The organism is Pseudoalteromonas sp. KS88 (assembly GCF_004766475.1).
In the GTDB taxonomy this organism is placed as follows: domain Bacteria; phylum Pseudomonadota; class Gammaproteobacteria; order Enterobacterales; family Alteromonadaceae; genus Pseudoalteromonas.
The window spans coordinates 227,888-250,146 of sequence record NZ_PYHV01000004.1; the positions used below are offsets into that span (position 1 = coordinate 227,888).

Sequence of the window (22,259 nt, forward strand, 5' to 3'; positions counted from 1 at the left end):
GATTTAGACAATCTATGAGCTGGCTACATACGTGGTCTGGCTTTGTATTTGCTTGGCTACTGTTTTTTATTTTTATTACAGGCACTGCAGGCTATTTTGAAAATGAAATAGACCGCTGGATGAAACCAGAAATAGCCATAGTAAATGAACCCATCGATGACTTAGCAATACTTGATATTGCTCAGCAACAACTCACAGACAATGCAGAAGATGCAACTCAGTGGTACATTAGTTATCCATCAGCACGTAATCCTTATATTGATATTTCATGGTTGCAGCCAGCAAATAAAGAGACTGGGGCACGTAGGCAGTGGTATGAAAAAAACCTTGCGCCTGATACCAGCGAGCTTATAACAACCAGAGAAACCAGTGGTGGCGAAGCGTTATACCGACTGCACTATAGTTTACATTATGTACCGATTGTTGTTGGCTATTTGGTCACTAGTTTAGCCACGATGCTGATGCTGATTGGTTTAGTCACTGGGGTGATTATTCATAAAAAAATATTCATTGAGTTTTTTACTTTTCGTGCCAATAAAGGGCTGCGTAGTTGGCTCGATATACATAACATTTTTAGTGTGTTGCCACTGCCTTTTCATTTAATGATCACATACAGCGGACTTATTTTATTAATGGGTATTTCATTTGCCCCTGTGGTGGATGCAACCTATGGCGAAGGACAAAAAATGCATCGCCAGTTATACAATGAAACGCAAGCCGAAAACATTACAAAGCAATTTATAGCGTTACCCGCTGAAAACTTATCACTTGAATCAGCATTAAATGATGCGAAGTCGCGTTTTAAAGATCAAGCAGTAAGTTATTTAGGCTTAATAGACCGAAATACTGAGCAGCCAGGGTTTGAAGTGTGGTTCGATGCACAAGAGGGCATCGAGTTTGCAAAGCTTATTACTTATCGCGCTGTCGGTGGACAAGTTCAAATAGAACAAGCCACAGGAAAAAAATACAGTGCGGCAGAGGTTTATGATGTGCTGGAGCATTTACACGAAGGATTGTTTGCTGATACTTATTTAAGGTGGTTGTACTTTCTATCTGGCTTGCTAGGGGCTGGAATGATAGCAACGGGAATGATTATTTGGGTGCAAAAACGTAAAAAGCAGCAATCTAGGTTTATCAATGTTATCGATAAGCTTAATGCAGCTGTGGTCGTTGGCTTACCCATAGGCATCGCGGCTTATTTTTGGGCAAACCGTTTATTACCTGTTGAAATGGCCAGTCGTGCACAGTGGGAAATGCATAGTTTATTTATTGTATTTGCATTGTGTAGCTGTTTTTGTATTACGCGAGCAGCAGAAAAAGCTTGGCAAAATATGCTGTGGTTAGCAGCTGTAGCCTATGCCTTGATACCACTTGTTAATATGCTCACAACAAAGCACAGTATATTATCGAGCTTACAGAATAATGATTGGTTAATGCTGGGGTTTGATTTAAGTATGCTGGTTTTTGCTGGGGGCTTTGCTGTTACGGCGATTGTGTTGCAAAGGCGAAGTGTTATTGGCTCTGCAAACGCACATATAAAGCAAACAGTAAAAGGTATTTAAATATGTTGATATTACTACAAATAATGCTGCAATTAGTGGGCTTTACACTGCTGAGTTTGTCATTACAACGCTATTATAACCATGTATTTAGTCAAGCACTGGGCTTAAAAAAAAGCACCTGTATATTGTGTAGATGTGCAGGCTTTGCATTACTTATTGTTGCAGCAATTCATGCAATCAGTCTGTGGGGCAATTCACTTGGCTTAGTCTATGTTTTTGCAACCGCAACACTAATAACGACTTTATTAGCTGTTTTATTAGCTTATATTACTTACAAGAGCAAAGATAATCGCCAAATAAATTAGCATAACAGTAACACTCATCACGGTTGTGATTTATCAGTAATTATTAAATACGGTTGAGTCATTATACCGTTAATTGGTAGAGCACATTTGGTAATATTATTCTTTACTGTTAGTTTAAAGTCTTACTTCAATTGCAAAAAAGTCGATCACAAACGCAACGATTGACTTTGTTTAGACATTAAAAAACCGTTGCTATGTGAATAGCAACGGTTTTATTTTCTGACGGCTGACCGCTCTTATTTAAGCGCTAGCTGTAACTCTCTGTTGCGCTCTAACTGTGCTAAGAATGTATCTGCAATCGGCTTAAACTTCGCAAGCTCTGCGCGAGGTAATGGCTCAGATTTAGGTAGTTTAACTGTTTTAGGATTACGGTGAACGCCGTTCACTAAAAACTCATAGTGTAGGTGAGCGCCAGTTACGCGGCCTGTAGCACCGACAGTACCAATTTTTTGGCCTTGCTTAACTTTTTGGCCTTTTTTAACCGCGCGTTTGTTCAAGTGCAAATATTTAGTAACGTACTGCGTGCCGTGACTAATAAATACATAATTACCATTATATTTGCTGTAGCCTGATTTAATAACTTTACCGTTACCCGATGCAACAACGGGAGTACCTGTGCGAGCTGCATAATCAATACCACGGTGTGCTTTTACTCGTCCTGTAACAGGGTGTAAGCGCCGTGGATTAAAACTAGAACTTATATATTTAAAATTAACGGGTGCCCGTAAGAACGCTTTTTTCATACTGCGGCCTTCCGGTGTATAGAAGTTATCATCACTGTGGCGAATTGCGGCGTAGCGTTCGCCTTGATTAATAAATTCAGCGGCAATAATTTTACCAGTGCCTATAAATTCACCATCAACATAATGTGATTCGTAAATTAAACCAAACTGATCACCTTTACGAATGTCATTAGCGAAATCCACGTCCCAGCCAAAAATATCAGCAAAGTTCATAATTTGGCGTTCGCTTAAACCCGCTGCAATACCAGAAGTCCAAAAGCTATTACTGATTTCACCGCCGGTAGATTTAGTTAAGGTTTCGATTTCTTTGCTATCGATTGAAGTATCGTAGTTACCGTCTTCGTTTAATGTAACAAATAAAGTGTCTGTTTTTGAAATCACATAACGTAACTGCGCTAAAGAGCCGTCTTCAGCTGTCGCAAAACTGAGTATTTCACCTGGGTGAATTTTAGTTAGCTTACGTGTTTCTGCATTGGTGTTAAGTAATTTATGAACGGTTTGCGCATTAAAACCAGCGCGCTTAAAGATAAGTGCTAAATTGTCACCGTTCTTTACTTCAAAATCGACTAGGTCATATTCTGGTAATTTTGCTGCGTCTTCTTGCGAATTTAATTCAGTTAATTGTTCAGCGTCATCAACTTTAATTTGTAATTCGTAGCGTTTGCCGATTTCCAGTGCTCCCGCACTGTTATCTTTTGAGGCGGTTGCTTTTTCTGAAGGAATAAGGGTTAGGGCAGCAATAGCAGAAACAAAACCTAGAATAAGCAATTTGTGTTTTTTTGGGAGTTTGTGCACAACGTGAACCATAACGTGCCTTTTTCTGCTGTCAAGATAATTAATCATTAATATTGCAGGATATACTTAATAAAGCGTTAATACCAGTGTTTTGTGGATTTAAACTGTGGCTAATTTACGCTAGAATCCCTAGGTTGACTGAATTTTTTGGAGTAATACAAGTGGATTTACAAACCGCTCTAGCAGAGATTAAACGCGGTGCAGAAGAAATATTAATTGAAGACGAATTAGTCGAGAAGCTAAAGTCTGGTAAAAAGCTGAAGATCAAGGCGGGTTTTGATCCAACTGCACCTGACTTACACTTAGGCCATACCGTATTAATTAATAAAATGAAAACCTTCCAAGACTTAGGTCACGAAGTGATTTTCTTAATTGGTGATTTCACCGGTATGATTGGTGATCCAACTGGCAAAAATGTAACACGTAAGCCACTTACTCGTGATGATGTATTAGCAAATGCTGAAACGTATAAAGAGCAAGTATTTAAGATTCTAGATCCATCCAAAACAACAGTTGCGTTTAACTCATCGTGGATGGAGAATTTAGGCGCTGCTGGCATGATCAAATTAGCTGCACGCCAAACTGTTGCACGTATGCTTGAGCGTGATGACTTTAAAAAGCGTTATGCAAATGGTCAATCCATTGCAATTCATGAGTTTCTATACCCTTTAGTACAAGGTTGGGATTCAGTTGCATTAGAAGCAGATGTTGAATTAGGTGGTACCGATCAACGTTTTAATTTGCTTATGGGCAGAGAGCTACAAAAAGATGAAGGCCAAAAGCCGCAAACGGTACTAATGATGCCTTTATTAGAAGGTACCGACGGCGTGCAAAAAATGTCTAAGTCGCTAGGGAACTACATTGGTATTACAGACGCGCCGAATGACATGTTTGGTAAAGTAATGTCAATCAGCGATGAACTAATGTGGCGTTATTATGATTTGCTAAGTAGCTTATCGATTGAAGAAATTGCTGCGTTAAAAGAAAAAGTTGCACAGGGTACTAACCCACGCGATATCAAAATCGATTTAGCCAAAGAAATGATTGCTCGTTTTCATAGTGACGAAGCAGCACAAGGCGCACATGAGGATTTCATTAAACGTTTTCAAAAGAACGCATTACCTGATGAAATCCCAGATGTAACTGTGACAATTGACGAAGACACTGTATTTGTAACGAACATGCTTAAAGAAGCAGGGCTCGTCGCTAGTACTTCAGAAGCTATGCGTATGATCAAGCAAGGTGCGGTAAAAATTAACGGTGAAGAGAAAGTAACAGACTCTAAACTGGAAATCGCAAAAGGTAGCACGGCTATTTACCAAGTAGGTAAACGTAAATTTGCCAATATTACGGTTGCTTAATTAGCTCTATAGCTAAGAATGAAAATTCAGTAATAATATAGCCAAACTAGCTAAGAGGTTTGGTTATCCAAAAACCAGCTTCTGCTGGTTTTTTTATATCGTTTTTATAATCTCAATACCAAAAATCACCAATAACCAAAACCCGCGAGCCTGATTTAAACGACTTACCAGCACCGCTATGTCTTCAGCTTTTGGTAGCCTCTCAGTACCTATACGCATTTTGTTAAAGCGCTGCGCCTGATACATAGCAGGTCCGCCAAGCTGCACACCCACTGAAGCTGAGCATGCACTCAATAACCAACCTGAATTACTTTGATAAAAGTGTCTTCCATAATGTTTTATGTAATGAATGCTTTGCTTGGTCGCTTTACTGAGAGCAACAGTTATAGTAAGCAAACGGATTGGCAGCCACTCGAGAATAAATAATAGCCCTGAAATAGGTCTTAAAAAAGCATTGTTAGGAGGAAGGTCGCTGCGCCAGGCTTGATGCATTAAGCTCAATAAGTGATAACTTAACGTTGCCATGGCGCCAAAAACCAAATATATAAAAATAACGGCAAAATAATGGCGGGCAACTCTTAGCGCGAAAGTTTCCATGGTCGCTTTACAAATACCTGCATTTGAAAGCTTACTTACATCACGAGCAACTAATGGCTTGAGTAATTCTCGCGCGGTTGCCTTTTGGTTTTGCCTTAGCAGACGAGCTATACGAAGCGCTTTTTTTTGTGGTGTTTGCCATTGCAGACATATATACAAAATTAACCCAGCGAGTAACTCAGGGTAATAAGCAAACTCTAGCAGTAGTACTGCAATAGTTATTATTACTAGTATAACTAAACTAAAACACAATATTGAGGACAAATATTGGTAACTATTAGGTTCTTTGTCGCGATAAACGCGTTTACCCAAAGCACGATAGATTACAGATAAAAATGTATCAGGGTGATACCAACTACTCAAAGGTAAAAAGCGCTCAACAAGGAGCGCTAATAAAAACACAATAAAGTCCAAATGCTGTTGAACTAGATTGGGTAACACCTTATAAACTAACCGATGTTAGTTTTTCAAGCAAAGCAACAACCATCTTCGAAGAGTTGATTGATGCCGTTTCTAAGTATTCTTCGAATGATTGCGGCGATTCTTTACCTGCAATATCTGACATAGAACGAATAACCACAAAAGGGGTTTCTAAGCTATGACATACTTGAGCAATAGCAGCGCCTTCCATTTCTACTGCAAGCATAGTTGGAAAGTCAGCACGTGCCTTATCGATTCGTACAGGGTCACACATAAATGAATCGCCAGTACAAATTAAGCCAATCAATGTCTTAACGTCACTGATTTGAGCAATACTTTGCTCAGCAGCTTCAATCAATTTAGGGTGTGCAGCAAAACCTGCTGGCATTTGTGGAACTTGGCCAATTTCATAACCAAACGCAGTTACATCAACATCATGATGGCGTACTTGTGATGAAATAACCACATCGCCTACGCTAAGTGATGGATCAAAGCCACCGGCAGAACCTGTATTGATCACGCAATCAGGATTAAAATTATCAATCAATAATGTTGTTGCTATGGCTGATGCTACTTTACCAATACCTGATTGAACCAAAGTAACCGTGTTGCCAGCTAATTCACCCGTATAAAAAGTAAAGCCTGCTTTAGTTAAAATTTGTGGGTTTTGCATTGCCTCACGCAAAATTTTAACTTCTGGCTCCATTGCGCCAATAATACCAACATTCATAATTTTTGATTCCTCGAATTAGATGCCGTGATTATACTGCAAAAATGAGAGTAGGGTAAAACCAAACAAAAAAATGCGAGATTAATCTCGCATTTTTATAGTTTCAAACTTTAAATTTCGGCTAATGCTGTTGAATGCGCTTTTGCCTGAGAAGGGGAAAGTACTGCTGGCTTAGTCACTCTGTTACGGCTTGGTCTAACACTCGGAGCCGCTGGTTTTCCAAGCTTAAACATAATGGCATTACGAACTTCACTTGGTCGATAACCTGATTTAACTTTCATGCGAATGTGAGGGATCCCTGCTGATTCTAATGCACCATTAACAAACCAATCGCGCTGCGCTTTGTGGCCGTCTTTGTTAGCGTTATTAACTAAATCGACAGCTGCAACAATCGTCATTTTTTCTTTGTCGATCAAGACAAAATCTAGCTGTTTATTCTTTGCTTTGGTAATTGCCGCGCGTTTAGCCTTAGGCGACAAGCCCTTTTTACAATCAATAACATCTATCAGTTTAACTCGGCTGACAATCTTATATTGATCGCCAACAGCGCGCTCAAGTAAGTTTAAAAAAGCACTTTCTACTTGTGTAAATACACTCTCTTTGCGGGTGAAAGGATAAGGATTGCCGCCATCATCGGTAAATTTTGATGCAACAACAGATGCCCCTACAACTAATACTAATATTGATAATAAAGCGAATTCCATATGGTAACTCCACAACAACAAATTGACACTGTAAATTAATAGCAATTAACGTGCCTAGTTGTAGTGAAGTCACTTTTTAATTAAGGCTGGTAGCCGTCTTCTAAGCCTTTGACTGCAATAGCAACAGCATCATGTGCGTGTAAAGATTCATAATGATTTATTCTTAACCAATAATCGGTGTACTGTGCGTCTTCTAATCGCGATTTGATTTTACGTGCAGCATCCTCACAGAACATTAAATTTTGACCATTTAGACGGGCAAACTCTTGCTCATCTTCGCGCTTAACAGCCGCTTGTACTGGGGTCTTTAGCTCATTTTCTAGCGTATCTATTAAGTTAACAACATCAAACTCTGTGATTTGTTCATCTAGCTTAACTTTTACATTCGCAATAGAGCGCTGAGAGTGCGGAGTAGCAACAATTCCCTCTGTACTGCCCAACCAATTAAGAACCTCTTGATGGTTAAGCGCATGTTTATCAAATTTTTCAACAAACGCATTTTGTATAAGTTGGCGTGCTAAAGCCGCTGAGCAAGGACATGTTGAAGAATAAGTAACATCGACACTCAGTTCAAAACTTAGCTGCCCGCGGTCAATTTTTGCCTCTAACACTAGTGGGTAGCTTTTCCAGCCAGCTTTGCCACTGAGTAATGATTTTCTACGCAGTGGAAGTTCAAATTTAAACTCTACTTTAGCTTGGTTACTCAAATCTTCGTGGCTAGATATAAATTTATCAAGCGCTTGAGCGATGGTTTTAGGATTAACTTGCTGTTCGGTAGATAAGGTATCTAGCGCTAAAAACAGGCGCGACATGTGGATACCTTTGGCATCTTCTTTATGAAGGTTTACAAAAGCGCTTGCTTTGGAATTAACGTTAACAGGTGTAAGGCCACGAGATTCAAAAATAAATGGCAGTTCAATTTCTGACATACCCACCCAGTTTAATTTACCTGTTTGAAGGGCTGGAGCCGTATCCGCTATATCGGGCATAGTACTTTGCATGAAAAATCTCGTTATTGGCAAGTTTAAAAGGCGGTATTTTACACGAAATAATTTAAAAAAACGTGGTAGATGAAAATTTTATGTTTTCGTCGCGGAACATGAAAATTGTTAAAGTAAAAATGCTAAAATACTTCAATAGAGAGATAAGTTTTAGTTCATCTAGCCAGATCATTATTGCTTGGTTTTGATGAGAAGGCATATCAGTAATGGCTGGTATATGTTTCTAAGTTGTTCTATTAACTCAAATCATTAAGTTACTTTTGTATCAATTTGAATTTGAGAATACTTATTTTCAGCCATAGTGATGGTATTTACTCTCTATCTTTTATAGCTTTACTTAAATTGTAGGCCTTCGGATAGTATAATTAGCAATCTATCTGCGTATTGAGCCACTTATTCAACGCTATCACTGCGCTAATTGCTTTTACAATGATATCAAGCGCATAGCCACGAGACAGATTTAAATATGATAGATTCTCCTTTGAGCCCTTGGGTTCGAATGCTTTCCAGTTTGATTACACGTTTTGGTGAATTTAAAGCAGCCGCTATTTGCTATGCCCTATTATTAGTTGTTTCGCTGATATTGGCCTGCATGTTCTATTACGTTGCTATTGGGCAAGTGGTTATTGTAGATGTACTTGCGATGCTGTTTTTTACTGCAGTTGTATCGCCTATTATAATTAGTGTGTTGATTAACTCAATTCGCCAACTCGACGCAACATACGCCTACCTTGATAGTGCAACTAAGCAAGAAAAGCTTCTTAACCAAACGCTTAAAGATAATATCAAGCGTTTAAATGTTGAGATTGATGAACGTAAAATGGCTTTTCAAGCTAAGCATAGTGCGATTGAAGAGTTACGTAGAGAGATTGCAGAGCGTAAAAAAACGCAACAGGAACTTGCACAACAGGGCATGTTACTTCGTTCTATTGTCGACTCCTCTCCAGATCTATTTTATTACCGTGATAATAATGGTGTATTTGCCGGGTGTAATAAAATGTTTGAAAAGGTGATAGGTAAACCTGTTAGTGAGCTAATTGGGAAAACAGCCGAACAAATATACCCTGAATCCTACTTGCCAGAGGTACTCACAACAGATAATAAAGTAGAAGAAACACACCAAGCTCTTACGCTCGATGTCGAGTATCCAGTAGATAATGAAAATCGTTGGTTTGAAATGCGTAAGTTGCCTTTTATTAATGATGAGGGCGAATATATTGGTTTACTGGCGTTTGGTCGTGATATAACCAGCCGAAAAGAAGCAGCGCAAGCACTTGAAACTGCCTATAAAGACAAAGGGAAATTTATTGCCACACTGAGCCATGAATTGAGAACGCCATTAAATGGCATTGTTGGTTTAACGCGTATGCTGTTAGATACTGAGCTCGATAAGCAGCAACGTAGTTGGTGTAATACTGTATTCTCAAGCGCTGAAACCCTGGGTAATATCTTTAATGACATTATCGATTTAGACAAAATAGATCGAGAACAGCTAGATATAGTTACCGCACCAATTAACGTATCAGACTTTATCAATGACGTGGTTAACTTTGCAGGACTAATTGCCGAACAAAAAGGGCTCGAATTCGATATAGAACGAAAAGGTATGCTTGATGTATACGCTGCTTTAGATCCTACACGATTACGCCAAGTTGTATGGAACCTGATAAACAATGCAGTCAAATTTACACAGCAAGGCAAGGTGCAATTATCGTGTTTACGCGAGAATCGCGCAGATGGTACATGGCTAGTTATAAATGTGACTGATACTGGGCAGGGCATACCTCAAGAACAACTTCAGCGTATCTTCGATATGTACTATAAAGCCCCAGATATAAACGGCACAAATGCAATTGGCTCAGGGATTGGACTGGCAGTAACAAAAGCGTTAGTTACCGCAATGAGTGGCCATATCCGTGTGAGCAGCACTGAAGGAGAAGGGAGTAGTTTTGTGGTAGAAATACCACTTTCACTGTGTGTTGCTCCCGCTGAGCAGAATTATGTAGGTAGAAGCTTAAATATTTTACTTGTGGAAGATGTGCCACTAAACGCAGAGATCGCTACAAACTTGCTTGAGCAGCGAGGGCATGAGGTGATTTGGGCTGAAACAGGTGAAGATGCACTTTCATTCGTAGAAACTGAAGATGACTTAGATCTTGTCCTCCTTGATATGCAATTGCCTGATATTAATGGTGATGAGGTTGCCAGACAAATTCGTTCAGACAGTTTCTTTGATAAATTACCTATTGTTGCCTTAACAGCGAATGTAAGAAGTGCAGAAGAGGAGCTAGAAGGTATTTCTATTCAAGGAGCATTAGCAAAGCCTATTAATACAACAAAGCTTGATAGAATGCTGGCGGACTTATTTGACATCAAACTTACACAATCATGTGATGAAAATCGCCTTACGGTAGTCAATAAAGACTGTACTGATATAAAAGTTGAGTTACTCGATGTGGAAACAATTGAAGACTTTGTAAACTCAATGGGAATTGAAATATTCAAACGAAGCAGTAGCTTATTTGAAAAGTTAAACCCGCAATATCAACAGGAATTAGCTACGTCATTAAAACAAGATGATAGAGAAGAATATAAATCAGTTGCACACAAGCTAAAAGGAGCAGCAGGCTCTGTAGGTTTAAACGATGTACAGTTACATGCTAAAAAAATGGAGCATGGGGCGCTTGATGAAGATATCGACCTGTTACAAACATGGTTGGTTGAACTTGGAGATAAAATAAATGAAGGACAACATGCCCTTCATTTATTCTTACAGCAACTAGAGAAGTAGTTGCTGAGGCGGAATTAACGTAGTTTAGGCGTCAATTTTACCGATAAAGCGATAGCCTTCACCATGGATGGTGCTAATCAACTCTGATGTACTGTTATCGCTTTCAAAGTGCTTACGAATGCGACGGATTGTTACATCAACAGTGCGGTCATTTGCACGTAGCTCACGACCAGTCATATGTTTGATTAGTTGTTCACGGCTGAAAATGCGACCTGGTGAATCTAACATTAAGCGTAACGCTCTGTACTCACCTTTAGGAAGGCGTTTAGCGTCACCATTTGGTGATGTTAAACAGCGACTATTTTCATCAAGTTCCCAGCCATTAAACGTAATAACACCATTTGTTTCGAGACTAGACTCTTCACCACCAAGGGCTGTGCGAGAAATTAAGTTACGAGCACGAATAGTTAATTCACGTGGATTGAATGGCTTAGTGATATAGTCGTCTGCACCAATTTCAAGGCCTAAGATACGGTCAACATCATTGTCGCGACCGGTTAGGAAAATAAGTCCAACGTTACGCTTTTGACGTAATTCACGTGCTAAAATAAGCCCGTTTTTACCTGGTAGGTTGATATCCATAACTACAAGATTCACATCATCATTATTTGTAAGCTTGTCATGCATGTCATCGCCATCAATGGCTTCAATAACTTTGTAACCTTCAGCTTCAAATAAACTAACGAGGTTTAGTCGAGTTACGTCTTCATCCTCTACAATCAGAATGACTGGCGTTTGCATTATTAATTAACCTTTTCGGAATATTTTATTTACAATTAATTCGGTATTGTATTATAAAACCGAATACAGAGATTATAGGAGTATATCCATTTGTTAACAAGTAAAATCAATTTGGATGAAACTTAGAAACAGCTAATAACCGAGACTGAACTTTAAAGTTACTGCCCATCAGTTGCTGCTTATTGATATACAGTCGGATTCTATTCCCTTCTTGGACCAAAGCGGCGATACCACCTTTTTCTAAAAAACTGATACTCTCACCCACTGTTAAGGTGTCTGATGAAGTGGTATCGATCCAAAACGGAATTATATCATCTTCCAACGTTTCATCAATGTATGTGATATCACAAAAGCTATAAAGTTCCGAAGTTTGTTGGTTTTTATTAATTAAAACGACTTCAATCGGCTTTTCATTTATTGTTAGTGACGAATTACTCTTTAAAACGCCCCCTATACCTTGTTCTAAGTTATAAAAACAAAACCTAACAGCTTGATTCTTTGACTCAGGATTAAACTCTACAAACTTACTCATTTGAAACAAAAAAGCGGCTTTGACCTGCTCTGGCGATTTCGCCAATACAGAGTTGGATGATATACATATTAATAAGATTAATAATGCTCTCATCCTCATTTCATTTTCGCTTCATCAGTTGGTAGAGTAATAATAAAGCTGGTTCCACGGTCATCCTTCTCGTCGTAAAAAACGTTTCCACCAAGGGCTTGTGTAACTAAGTTGTAAACTAAATGCATACCTAGGCCACTGCCACCTTCACCTCGTTTTGTGGTAACAAACGGGTCAAAAATACGTTTCTTGATTGTCTTGTCAACACCAACACCATTGTCTCGATAATTAATAATTAAACTGCTCTCATTACGTTCAATGGTGAATTCAATTTCATTACCGATATTATCTTTAAAGCCATGAATTACTGAATTGCTAATTAATTGCTGTAAAACTTGTTGTAATGGACCGACTTTCGTTTCGAAGATTAGTTCGCTTGGGCAATGAACCTTTACTTCAGGTTCTTTGGGTTGCATGTCTGCACGCATTGATAAAAGCACATCTGAAATTAGGTTGTAAACATTAACAGCAGACTTAATTTCACCGTCTTGGGTTACTGCAACCTTTTTAAAGCTCGATACTAACTCAGCCGCTCGATTCAAATTTCGATAGATAAGATCTAGATTCTCAATGCCGTCATCAATAAAGCGTTTTAACTGGGTTGAGGTGAGGGTTTTCTTTTCGAATCCATTGTTGATTTCGCTAAGTTTATCTCTAAGTAGAGTAGAGCCTGTAATACCAAGCCCGATAGGTGTATTTACTTCATGAGCAACACCAGCAACCATTTGACCTAAAGAAGCCATCTTTTCACTTTCAACAATTTGATTTTGATACTGATGCATTCTTTCTAATGTGTTCAATAGCTCTTGGTTCGCTTCACGTAGGGCAATCGTGCGTTGATTAACTTTTTCTTCAAGGCTTTGGTTTAATTGTTTTATTTCAAGTTTATCATTCTTGTGGCGCTCAATTTGGTTTTGAGTGCGAGTAAGCATTATGTTGAGGCTACTAGCGAGCATATTTATTTCGCTGATATTTGTTTTTGGTGCGCGAACATTATAATTATGATTTTTTGACACATCTTGCAATAGTAAGCTGAGATCATCAATTGGGTTGGCGATCCGTTTTTGAATACGTTTTGCGACAAAAAACACCAGCACTAAAACAAATAAAGTGAGGAGAATATCAATGATTATTTTTTTGTTTATATAATCATTTAACCTTTCTAAGCCGCCCCGTATGTATACATAACCCTTAACTTCACCCTCATACATTATGGGCTTAATTAGCTCAACCTGGTTGTCCGTTATCCTTGCTTCTTTGAGTTCATCAATACTATCTACACGCAATGGAACAGGCGGGGTTTTCTTTGCATTAAAGCTAGTAAAAAACTCAGGTTTGTTGGAAATTTCATTTATAGAATAGATATGAATATTTTTTACAAGAGGAATGCTCTCAAATGACTTAAGTCGTTGCTGCTCAGTTTTATTATCATCAAATAAAACGGTGATTTGTGCATTAAAAGATATTATTTCGGCAAGAATGTTAAGTTTACTAATAATTAATTGTTTTTGCTCTTTAACATCAAGATATGTAGATATTGAAATCGATAACGATAAGCATAATGCTGTAACCAGCATAACAGCGCTGATAAGAGCTTTTCGTATACTGGTTTGTGGTAGAGGTTTAGGCATTTTTTAGATGAAGCCCGAATGCTGTCGTTATTGTAAGTTTTTTAAGTCTAGCAAAAGCAAAGGAAAGAGACTAAAAAATATCAAAAAAATTATTGAGTTGTTTAATGTCTGTTGGCCTTTGTGGATTAAAACTCGTTCAAACTAGGGGCGATTTAATCGCGGCGCGAGGTTTGCAACTTAGTGAGCTAAGTAAAAACCGAGCAAATTTTCCGCATCCTACTCACACTCTTTACCTACACCCATTTAGGTATTAAGAGTTAACCGCCCATAAATGGGGAATAACCACGGCACATAGGTGCAGCCTTACGCAGCGATAAAAATTTTTACTATGTACTTAAATTAGCTTGAATACACGGCAAACTTATTATTTTTATGAACAGTTTGATATTCACCAAATTGGGTTTCTAAAATAGGCGGGTATTTTAAAAAGCAGTTTGCAACTATGGTTAGCTTGCCTGATTTTGTTAAATGTTGTTTGGCATTACTCAAAAATTGCTCTGCAATTGTATAGTCCGTTGCAATACCTGTGTGAAAGGGCGGGTTAGAAATTATTAAATCAAACTTACCTTTGACATTAGCAAGGCCATCACTAAGGATGGCTTCACCATTAATGTTATTCAGCGCTAAAGTTTGTGTTGTGGCATAGGCAGCAAGTGCACTTACATCAGAACAAACAAATGATAGTGAGGCGTTTTTAAGCCCTAAAAAGGTTGCGATTAAACCCGCACCACAGCCAAAATCGAGCACTTGGCCATGTTTAATGTTCGGTGCGTTTTCTAGTAACATCTTAGTGCCGGCATCAAGTTCGCCGTGATTAAATACCCCAGGGATACTTATTGCAGCAAATTGTGCCTCAGCTACATCAACAGTAAACTGTTTATGGTAACGACTAATGTTAAATTCAGCTGACTGTGTAATGCCTGAAAATAAATACAAGGCACAATGACGAGCGCTATCAATTTTACGGCTGAACTCACAGTTAGCGCTAAATTGTTTTTCTATTGATTTAACGCCGCTTTTATTTTCGCCAACAACAAGTAAATCCGCATCTGCATTAATTACTGCTCGAATGTTATCCAGAGTCATCAATGCCTCTGGCTTGGCTTTGGGGTAATAGTAAATCACTAAATCAAATTGCTTGTTGGCAATTTCATGGCTCACGGATACATCTATACCACTCATATTTTTAGCAAACTCACCATTTGCATGGTTATAGCTAAAGGCTGTGATGTTACTTTTAGGATTTAAACTTTTAAGTTGAGATAAAAAGCCATCTTGCACAAAGTTAACCACCAAAATAGACTCAGCATTGAGTGACTCGCTATTTCGCAGTAATAATGAACTTGGGTTGGTTAATGCGCTCATAAATGGCTTTACCTTAAGTTTATTTAATTAAATTGGTTGTTGCTTAGCTAATGCGTTCGAACATTAAATCCCATACACCATGACCTAAGCGATGACCACGTTGTTCAAACTTAGTAAGTGGGCGTAAATCAGGACGAGGTACATAATCATTGGTATCTGATTGATTTTTATAGTGCTCAGCAGCTTGCATTACTTCAAGCATATGCTCTGCGTAGTTTTCCCAATCTGTTGCCATGTGAAAAACACCACCAAGCTTTAATTTACTACGTAAGCTTTCAACAAATGCAGGTTGTACAATACGACGTTTATGATGACGTTTTTTATGCCATGGATCAGGGAAAAACAACTGCAGTTTACTAAGAGCGCCATCAGCTATACAGTCTCTTAGGACTTCAACAGCATCATGCTCAAAAACACGTAAGTTGGTTACACCAGCTTCATCTGCGTCCATTAAACATGCACCAACACCTGGGCGGTGTACTTCGATACCAATAAAGTTTAAATGTGGTGCGTTTTTAGCCATTTCAACTAATGACTTACCCATACCAAAGCCAATCTCTAAAACAACATCATTGTCATTGCCAAAAACTTGAGCTAAATCAAGCATGCCGTTTTGATGCTCAAGGCCCATCGTCGGCCAGCACTTTTCAATTGCTGCTGCTTGTCCTTTGGTTAAACGACCTTCGCGTTTAACAAAGCTACGAATTGTACGGATATATTTACCTTCTTGCTTTGCTTGCTCAAGGTTATCGTTACTTGAATCACTCATATATTTTGGCCTGATGAAAACAACATGTTTAAAATGGTGGCGTATTATCCCCGACCGTGAGCTTGATCACAAGGTTTTATCCTTTAGTATGTTTAGAACTTGATATTTTAACTCACTGCAATAGACTGCCCGCTATCAAGGGTAGAGTTATAAAAGTAGTTATTTTGAAGTTAAACAACACTGACGCAAGCTGGTTTTCACAGCAAGTAGTTGATTGGTATCAGTTACATGGGCGTAAAACCTTACCATGGCAATTGAATAAAACACCCTATAAAGTTTGGGTGTCTGAGGTAATGCTACAGCAAACTCAAGTTGTTACAGTTATTCCTTATTTTGAAAAGTTTATGGCAAGCTTCCCCGATATTATTGCTTTGGCGGATGCAGATGAAGATGTTGTGCTGCATCATTGGACTGGGCTAGGTTATTACGCCAGAGCACGCAACTTACATAAAACCGCTAAAATAGTGCGTGACCAATACGGTGGTGTATTCCCAACCAGCATAAACGAAGTGATAGCGTTACCAGGAATAGGGCGCTCAACAGCCGGCGCTGTTTTATCATTATCTCTTGGCCAACATCATCCAATATTAGATGGTAACGTTAAGCGCGTGTTGGCTCGTTATTTTATGGTTGAAGGCTGGTATGGGGTTAAAAAGGTTGAAAACCTACTATGGCAATTAACAGAACAACTGACCCCAAAAGATAACGTTACTGAGTTTAATCAGGCAATGATGGATTTAGGTGCAAGCTTATGTTCACGAAGTAAGTTTGACTGTGAACCATGCCCACTTAACAGCCGTTGTAAGGCATTTAACAACTCGGTCGTTAAGCAGTTCCCTCATTCAAAACCAAAAAAAGCAGTGCCTAAAAAAGCCTGTCATCAATTAATTATCCAATGTGATGACCAAGTATTAATGGAAAAAAGACCTAACTCTGGTATTTGGGGTGGCTTGTTTAGCTTTTTTGAATTTGAACAAAAAAGCCAGTTGGATGCTTTTTTAGTGCAACAGGGACTTGAGTTAATTACCAAAGAAGTTGAGCCGTTTACTCATGTGTTCTCGCATTTTGAATTAACGATTAACCCCCATGTGCTTAAAGTTAATAAAATGCCTGATGTAGTTAATGAACGTCAACTCGTTTGGTATCCACTTGATCAATCAATTGAGGTTGGTTTAGCTGCGCCAACTAAAAAGCTAGTTAAACAAATCGCTACAATAGTTTAAACTAGGTGTAATTAAATTTAAGCGTATAAGAGGTCTATCATGGCACGCACAGTATTTTGTCAAAAGTTACAAAAAGAAGCGGATGGTCTTGGCTACCAGCTTTACCCTGGTGAGCTGGGTGAAAAGATTTTTAACAATATTTCAAAAGAAGCATGGGGACAGTGGCAACACAAGCAAACGATGCTGATTAATGAAAAACACCTAAACATGATGGACCCTGAACATCGTACATTTTTAGAAGAGCAGATGGTTGGCTTTTTGTTTGAGAATAAAGATGTTGAGATAGAAGGTTATCGACCACCTGAAAAGTAACTTTTAGCTTTGTTAAAATAAAAGGGCTGTCAGCCCTTTTATTTGTTTTGTTCAAAAATTAAATGTCTTCGTCAGCATTTTTTATCTGTTCTTTTAAAAACTGAGCAACCCGCGAATACTCAATCTCTAAGTTATCCCTAAGCTCAATTAGCTCATCACTCGTTAAATCTTGTTGATTACAATGTGTTTCAAAATCTATGGCTAGTTTTGCAATACTTTCTGCACCAATAGTTGTCGAGATTGATTTTAATTGATGGCAAGCTTGAGCTATGCTTTGCGTGTCATTAATAATCACTGCGCTATTAATGTCCTTAACTAGCACGCTACTTTGCTCAATGTACATTTTGAAAAAGCGAATCTGTTTTGCTTCGTCGTTATTAACGTATTGAGAAAGTTTGTCCATATCAATTGGTGCCGAAGGGCCTTTCATTTCCTCGACGGCCGGCAAAGCGGAGTCTTCTTGGTTTTTATCTCGCCAATTGTTAAGTAGCTTTTCCAGAGCATTCAGTTCAACGGGTTTAGTTATATAATCGTTCATACCCGCATTTAAACAGCGTTCTTTTTCGCCTTTAAGTGCATTTGCCGTTATTGCAATAATATACGGTTGTGCGTTTATGTCGTCTAACTCAGATGCCTCTTCTCGGATCTTTTCAACCATATCGTAGCCAGACATTTTTGGCATATGTAAGTCAGTTAAAATAAGCATGTGGCGTTCTTTGCGCCAAATTTTAAGCCCTTCCTCACCATTGTCAGCAACTTCTACACCAAACCCTAATAAGTGAAGTTGATCTGTTAATACTTGCTGGTTCAAAAGATTATCTTCAACTAATAAAACCAAATTATTCTCGCTTCTTGCTTGCTCTATATTCAAGAAGTTATTGAGGGTTTTTACCTGTTTTATTTTTTTGGGGGTATGTAGTCCAGCCGCTACAAGTACTGAGATCATAAAACTTGACTTACATAACGGAGTGGCATTGAGATAAAAGATATTTTTATGATTAATCGCAGCTTCATCAAGTTTACTTAAAACCACAACTTGCTGGTTATAATCTTCTAACGTATAGACTAATCGGCGTAATAGTGAGTTTGTTTTATCAATAGACTCGATACCATCAAGAACCCATATCAACTCACTGTGTTCTTGAATTTCTTCTATTTCAGAAATTGATTGTGCGTAATGTGTATTGGCTCCCATAAATGATAAGTAACGGCTTAATGTTTGTCTTCTTGATGAGTCGTTGGTTACAAGAGCGACATGCTTGCCTTTTAATGTGTTCTTATGGGCATAATTAATGGTGCTTTCAGTACTAAAAGGTAGTTCAACGATAAACTCACTGCCAATACCAACATCACTAGACACAGATATAGTGCCCAGCATTAACTCAGTCAGGCTTTTACAAATAGATAATCCTAACCCTGTTCCACCGTACTCACGCGTAATAGAGTTTTCAGCTTGAATGAACGGGCTAAATATTTCTCTTAACTGAGTTTGGCTCATTCCCTTACCGTTATCACTCACGGTAAACCTTAGGGTAAAATGGTCTGTCGTATTTTGCGCAACCTCAACACCAATGCGAACATGGCCGCGGCGCGACTCATCAGTACTCGTGAACTTTATAGCATTGCTGCATAAATTATAAAGTACCTGACGCACTCGAATGGTATCACCTATTAAATTTGTAGGGATATCCGGTGCAATGGATAGCTCAAGATCTAGTTGGCGTTTTTTAGCAATAGAAGAAAGAACACGAGCAACTTCTTCTATGGTATCTGTAACAGAGAAAGGGGTTGTATCGATGTTTAATTTACCCGCCTCAATTTTAGAGAAATCTAGAATATCATCTAAAATGCCAAGCAAAGAGAACGCTGAGTCACGGATTATTGTGCTCAATCTATGCTGAGCACCGTCAAGCTCGGTTTGCCTTAATAAATCAATGGTACCAATAACACCATTCATAGGAGTGCGAATCTCATGACTCATGGTTGCTAAGAAAGTTGTTTTTGCTTCACTAGCTTGTTCAGCGCTGTGTGTCGCTTTTTCAAGTGCTAGCGTTCTATTATGAACTTCGGTTTCTAGGCTACTTTGTAATTTTTCTAGATCTGATTGAGCTACTCGGTTATTACTTATGGCTGTTTGTACTTGGCCTAGCAACAAATTGACGTTTTGAGCAACATTATCTAAACCAACGTCGAGTCCTTCATCTACGGTTTTATTGTAATCTGATGATTCTGTTATTGATTGTAATTCAAGAGCCAACGTATTGGTTGATTTACGAATTCTTACATTAATATAAGCATTTATGAATAGAGAAAAAATAATTAAACACACAAGTGCAGACAGAGCTAGAATTAACGATAGTGAGGAAGACTCAGAAGTAATTACAGAGTCTTTGGGTATTACTCTTTTGATAATTAACTCACCAACAGGCTGGTCATTTAACTTTAATTGCTTGTAAACCGTATTTTTATTAGGCGTGTGTAAATCAAGCATCAATGGCTCAATCGCTGGTTTAGTCGTTGAATAAACTAACTCTGTTGGTGAATTTACACCATATCTATATAAGTGATATTCAAACTCAGAGCCAAACGCAGCGCTTACATTAAGTAATTTAGCGGCTCTATTTTGCCCAGGCTCTGTCAGTGCAGTAACCAGAGGTGAGGCGAGCTTTTCAGATAAATCAACTAAGCTAACAGGTTCTTTAGGTGCAAGCTTACTGGTTTGCTCAGAGGGATAGAAAGCGAAAGCAGCTAGTGCGATTGTAGTTACAACAAGGTTTATGACTATTATAAGTGGCAACAAGCCTTTCACCGGAGAAGAAAATTTACTTTGCATTTATTTTCCAATTATTATCATTATTAACTGCGGCCAAATAGCGGCTTTGTACTGAAAATTAATCCTATCATTTACCAGAAATAATTCACTGGTTAATGTTCATTAAAATGAAATTTACATGATATTTCGTTAAAAAAGCGCTTTAATACATTTAAACCTTTAAAAGCGCTCTAAAAAGCAACATTTCTTGTGTTAATTAATCACATTGGTGTAAAACTGTTCAAACAGTTTGACTCTACAAAAAAAAAGTTGACTTGCAAGGGCAAAACCAGTTTAATACGCCGCACGCCCAAACAGCTCAGTCAGAAGAATGCTTGGGAAGTGTTCTAAAAATCCATGTGGTTTTTAGTTAAATCTGAAGCTGCCTCGATAGCTCAGTTGGTAGAGCAGAGGATTGAAAATCCTCGTGTCCCTGGTTCGATTCCGGGTCGAGGCACCATTATTTAGTAATAGTGTTTAAATGAAAATATAGACGTTATTACGCGTGCCAAAGCACACGATTTAGTGTGCCGACTTAGCTCAGCTGGTAGAGCAACTGACTTGTAATCAGTAGGTCAACCGTTCGACTCGGTTAGTCGGCACCATTTATTTCGATAATTTGAACAGAGCAACTGACTTGTAATCAGTAATTCATTTAAGTTATCCGTTCGACTCGGTTAGTCGGCACCATTTATTTAGTTATCTGTTCAATTGAACATTTAACAAGCACTGTTTAAGTGCCTCGATAGCTCAGTTGGTAGAGCAGAGGATTGAAAATCCTCGTGTCCCTGGTTCGATTCCGGGTCGAGGCACCATTTATTAAGTTGTCAATCTTTAAAATTGACACGTGCCATAGCACACAGTTTAGTGTGCCGACTTAGCTCAGCTGGTAGAGCAACTGACTTGTAATCAGTAGGTCAACCGTTCGACTCGGTTAGTCGGCACCATTTATTTCGATAATTTGAACAGAGCAACTGACTTGTAATCAGTAATTCATTTAAGTTATCCGTTCGACTCAGTTAGTCGGCACCATTTATTTCGTTATTTGTTTAATTGAACATTTAACAAGCACTGTTTAAGTGCCTCGATAGCTCAGTTGGTAGAGCAGAGGATTGAAAATCCTCGTGTCCCTGGTTCGATTCCGGGTCGAGGCACCATTTAATTAAAAGCTTCGCAATAGCGAGGCTTTTTTAATTAAAAAAGTTAATCAATCTTCAAAATTGATATGTGCCATAGCACACAGTTTAGTGTGCCGACTTAGCTCAGCTGGTAGAGCAACTGACTTGTAATCAGTAGGTCAACCGTTCGACTCGGTTAGTCGGCACCATTTATTTCGATAATTTGAACAGAGCAACTGACTTGTAATCAGTAATTCATTTAAGTTATCCGTTCGACTCGGTTAGTCGGCACCATTTATTTCGATAATTTGAACAGAGCAACTGACTTGTAATCAGTAATTCATTTAAGTTATCCGCTCGGCTCAGTTAGTCGGCACCATTTATTTAGGTTTATTGATAGTCATATCATTAAATCAGCACTGTTTAAGTGCCTCGATAGCTCAGTTGGTAGAGCAGAGGATTGAAAATCCTCGTGTCCCTGGTTCGATTCCGGGTCGAGGCACCATTTATATTAAAGCCCTGCATCCGCAGGGCTTTTTTGTTTATTATTTTGTCTTGTCCTGAAATGTGTTTACACATTTAGGACTTATTTATGAAGACCACCGAAACTAAAGGCACTAAGCGTACTCAACGAGATTATACATTGGGCTTTAAACT

General features: G+C 38.6%; 17 protein-coding genes and 7 tRNA genes. 13 read left to right on the forward strand and 11 right to left on the reverse strand.

The annotated features are described in order from the left end of the window. Positions 1-14 precede the first annotated feature (14 nt). Entirely contained in the window at positions 15-1,562 is a 1,548-nt protein-coding gene (locus C7Y70_RS02255) for a PepSY-associated TM helix domain-containing protein (protein ID WP_135473221.1), read from the forward strand. Positions 1,563-1,564: 2 nt separating this feature from the next. Further along, positions 1,565-1,867, forward strand: a complete 303-nt coding sequence (locus C7Y70_RS02260; protein WP_135473222.1) for a DUF3325 domain-containing protein — start codon at positions 1,565-1,567, stop codon at positions 1,865-1,867. A 236-nt stretch (positions 1,868-2,103) separates the two neighbouring features. Here C7Y70_RS02260 and C7Y70_RS02265 read toward each other — a convergent pair whose 3' ends face one another. Beyond that, the gene (locus C7Y70_RS02265; protein WP_099296615.1) at positions 2,104-3,417 is read right to left on the reverse strand and encodes a peptidoglycan DD-metalloendopeptidase family protein; all 1,314 of its coding nucleotides are present in this window, start codon (positions 3,415-3,417) and stop codon (positions 2,104-2,106) included. Between the two features lie 149 nt (positions 3,418-3,566). Between C7Y70_RS02265 and tyrS the strand changes: the two genes are divergently transcribed. Continuing rightward, on the forward strand, positions 3,567-4,766 hold the full coding sequence (tyrS, locus tag C7Y70_RS02270; RefSeq protein WP_135473223.1) for a tyrosine--tRNA ligase: 1,200 nt from the start codon (positions 3,567-3,569) through the stop codon (positions 4,764-4,766). Between the two features lie 93 nt (positions 4,767-4,859). On the opposite strand, the gene C7Y70_RS02275 is transcribed toward tyrS, so the two are convergent. The 4 genes from C7Y70_RS02275 to folE2 form a co-directional block, all read right to left on the reverse strand. Then, positions 4,860-5,804: a cobalamin biosynthesis protein gene (locus tag C7Y70_RS02275; protein ID WP_135473224.1), complete on the reverse strand. Its 945-nt coding sequence runs from the start codon at positions 5,802-5,804 to the stop codon at positions 4,860-4,862. A gap of 1 nt (position 5,805) precedes the next feature. Beyond that, positions 5,806-6,513 (reverse strand): 5'-methylthioadenosine/S-adenosylhomocysteine nucleosidase, encoded by a 708-nt coding sequence (gene mtnN / locus C7Y70_RS02280; RefSeq protein ID WP_099296618.1) that lies wholly within the window; start codon positions 6,511-6,513, stop codon positions 5,806-5,808. 110 nt (positions 6,514-6,623) lie between these two features. Further along, positions 6,624-7,217: a DUF2726 domain-containing protein gene (locus C7Y70_RS02285; RefSeq protein WP_099296619.1), complete on the reverse strand. Its 594-nt coding sequence runs from the start codon at positions 7,215-7,217 to the stop codon at positions 6,624-6,626. Positions 7,218-7,297: 80 nt separating this feature from the next. Then, a complete protein-coding gene (gene folE2 / locus C7Y70_RS02290) occupies positions 7,298-8,218 on the reverse strand; it encodes a GTP cyclohydrolase FolE2 (RefSeq protein WP_135473225.1) in 921 nt (306 codons plus the stop codon). A 466-nt stretch (positions 8,219-8,684) separates the two neighbouring features. Between folE2 and arcB the strand changes: the two genes are divergently transcribed. Next, a complete protein-coding gene (gene arcB / locus C7Y70_RS02295) occupies positions 8,685-11,009 on the forward strand; it encodes an aerobic respiration two-component sensor histidine kinase ArcB (RefSeq protein ID WP_135473226.1) in 2,325 nt (774 codons plus the stop codon). 24 nt (positions 11,010-11,033) lie between these two features. Here arcB and arcA read toward each other — a convergent pair whose 3' ends face one another. The 5 genes from arcA to trmB form a co-directional block, all read right to left on the reverse strand. Next, on the reverse strand, positions 11,034-11,750 hold the full coding sequence (gene arcA, locus C7Y70_RS02300) for a two-component system response regulator ArcA (RefSeq protein ID WP_099296622.1): 717 nt from the start codon (positions 11,748-11,750) through the stop codon (positions 11,034-11,036). A gap of 106 nt (positions 11,751-11,856) precedes the next feature. Beyond that, the gene (locus tag C7Y70_RS02305; RefSeq protein WP_237114038.1) at positions 11,857-12,375 is read right to left on the reverse strand and encodes a YfiR family protein; all 519 of its coding nucleotides are present in this window, start codon (positions 12,373-12,375) and stop codon (positions 11,857-11,859) included. A gap of 2 nt (positions 12,376-12,377) precedes the next feature. Continuing rightward, positions 12,378-14,003 carry an ATP-binding protein gene (locus tag C7Y70_RS02310; protein WP_099296624.1) on the reverse strand — a complete coding sequence of 542 codons (1,626 nt, stop codon included), beginning with the start codon at positions 14,001-14,003 and terminating at the stop codon, positions 12,378-12,380. Positions 14,004-14,342: 339 nt separating this feature from the next. Next, on the reverse strand, positions 14,343-15,368 hold the full coding sequence (gene rsmC / locus C7Y70_RS02315; protein ID WP_135473227.1) for a 16S rRNA (guanine(1207)-N(2))-methyltransferase RsmC: 1,026 nt from the start codon (positions 15,366-15,368) through the stop codon (positions 14,343-14,345). Positions 15,369-15,411: 43 nt separating this feature from the next. Beyond that, complete coding sequence (gene trmB / locus C7Y70_RS02320) at positions 15,412-16,137, reverse strand: tRNA (guanosine(46)-N7)-methyltransferase TrmB (RefSeq protein ID WP_099296626.1); 726 nt, start codon at positions 16,135-16,137, stop codon at positions 15,412-15,414. A gap of 161 nt (positions 16,138-16,298) precedes the next feature. Between trmB and mutY the strand changes: the two genes are divergently transcribed. Together mutY and C7Y70_RS02330 are read left to right on the forward strand one after the other, a co-directional pair. Beyond that, a complete protein-coding gene (gene mutY / locus C7Y70_RS02325; protein WP_135473237.1) occupies positions 16,299-17,360 on the forward strand; it encodes an A/G-specific adenine glycosylase in 1,062 nt (353 codons plus the stop codon). A gap of 39 nt (positions 17,361-17,399) precedes the next feature. After that, positions 17,400-17,672, forward strand: coding sequence for an oxidative damage protection protein (locus C7Y70_RS02330; RefSeq protein ID WP_099296627.1), 273 nt, complete (start codon positions 17,400-17,402; stop codon positions 17,670-17,672). 58 nt (positions 17,673-17,730) lie between these two features. On the opposite strand, the gene C7Y70_RS02335 is transcribed toward C7Y70_RS02330, so the two are convergent. Continuing rightward, complete coding sequence (locus C7Y70_RS02335; RefSeq protein ID WP_135473228.1) at positions 17,731-20,505, reverse strand: ATP-binding protein; 2,775 nt, start codon at positions 20,503-20,505, stop codon at positions 17,731-17,733. 363 nt (positions 20,506-20,868) lie between these two features. Between C7Y70_RS02335 and C7Y70_RS02340 the strand changes: the two genes are divergently transcribed. The 7 genes from C7Y70_RS02340 to C7Y70_RS02370 all read left to right on the forward strand — a co-directional run bounded on the left by C7Y70_RS02340 (position 20,869) and on the right by C7Y70_RS02370 (position 22,107). Further along, positions 20,869-20,944: transfer RNA gene (locus C7Y70_RS02340), tRNA-Phe, on the forward strand. Positions 20,945-21,013: 69 nt separating this feature from the next. Further along, positions 21,014-21,089, forward strand: a tRNA-Thr gene (locus C7Y70_RS02345). A 134-nt stretch (positions 21,090-21,223) separates the two neighbouring features. Further along, positions 21,224-21,299: transfer RNA gene (locus C7Y70_RS02350), tRNA-Phe, on the forward strand. A 56-nt stretch (positions 21,300-21,355) separates the two neighbouring features. Next, positions 21,356-21,431 (forward strand) — tRNA-Thr (locus tag C7Y70_RS02355). A 134-nt stretch (positions 21,432-21,565) separates the two neighbouring features. Next, positions 21,566-21,641: transfer RNA gene (locus C7Y70_RS02360), tRNA-Phe, on the forward strand. A 94-nt stretch (positions 21,642-21,735) separates the two neighbouring features. Continuing rightward, positions 21,736-21,811: transfer RNA gene (locus tag C7Y70_RS02365), tRNA-Thr, on the forward strand. Between the two features lie 220 nt (positions 21,812-22,031). Next, a tRNA-Phe gene (locus tag C7Y70_RS02370) sits at positions 22,032-22,107 on the forward strand. Positions 22,108-22,259 lie beyond the last annotated feature (152 nt).

Bases quoted from the DNA above. Each gene is read 5' to 3' on its own strand.
- C7Y70_RS02255 (WP_135473221.1), top strand. From the start codon at position 15: ATGAGCTGGCTACATACGTGGTCTGGCTTTGTATTTGCTTGGCTACTG.
- C7Y70_RS02260 (WP_135473222.1), top strand. From the start codon at position 1,565: ATGTTGATATTACTACAAATAATGCTGCAATTAGTGGGCTTTACACTG.
- C7Y70_RS02265 (WP_099296615.1), bottom strand. From the start codon at position 3,417: ATGGTTCACGTTGTGCACAAACTCCCAAAAAAACACAAATTGCTTATT.
- mtnN (WP_099296618.1), bottom strand. From the start codon at position 6,513: ATGAATGTTGGTATTATTGGCGCAATGGAGCCAGAAGTTAAAATTTTG.
- C7Y70_RS02285 (WP_099296619.1), bottom strand. From the start codon at position 7,217: ATGGAATTCGCTTTATTATCAATATTAGTATTAGTTGTAGGGGCATCT.
- folE2 (WP_135473225.1), bottom strand. From the start codon at position 8,218: ATGCAAAGTACTATGCCCGATATAGCGGATACGGCTCCAGCCCTTCAA.
- arcB (WP_135473226.1), top strand. From the start codon at position 8,685: ATGATAGATTCTCCTTTGAGCCCTTGGGTTCGAATGCTTTCCAGTTTG.
- arcA (WP_099296622.1), bottom strand. From the start codon at position 11,750: ATGCAAACGCCAGTCATTCTGATTGTAGAGGATGAAGACGTAACTCGA.
- C7Y70_RS02305 (WP_237114038.1), bottom strand. From the start codon at position 12,375: ATGAGAGCATTATTAATCTTATTAATATGTATATCATCCAACTCTGTA.
- C7Y70_RS02310 (WP_099296624.1), bottom strand. From the start codon at position 14,003: ATGCCTAAACCTCTACCACAAACCAGTATACGAAAAGCTCTTATCAGC.
- rsmC (WP_135473227.1), bottom strand. From the start codon at position 15,368: ATGAGCGCATTAACCAACCCAAGTTCATTATTACTGCGAAATAGCGAG.
- trmB (WP_099296626.1), bottom strand. From the start codon at position 16,137: ATGAGTGATTCAAGTAACGATAACCTTGAGCAAGCAAAGCAAGAAGGT.
- C7Y70_RS02330 (WP_099296627.1), top strand. From the start codon at position 17,400: ATGGCACGCACAGTATTTTGTCAAAAGTTACAAAAAGAAGCGGATGGT.
- C7Y70_RS02335 (WP_135473228.1), bottom strand. From the start codon at position 20,505: ATGCAAAGTAAATTTTCTTCTCCGGTGAAAGGCTTGTTGCCACTTATA.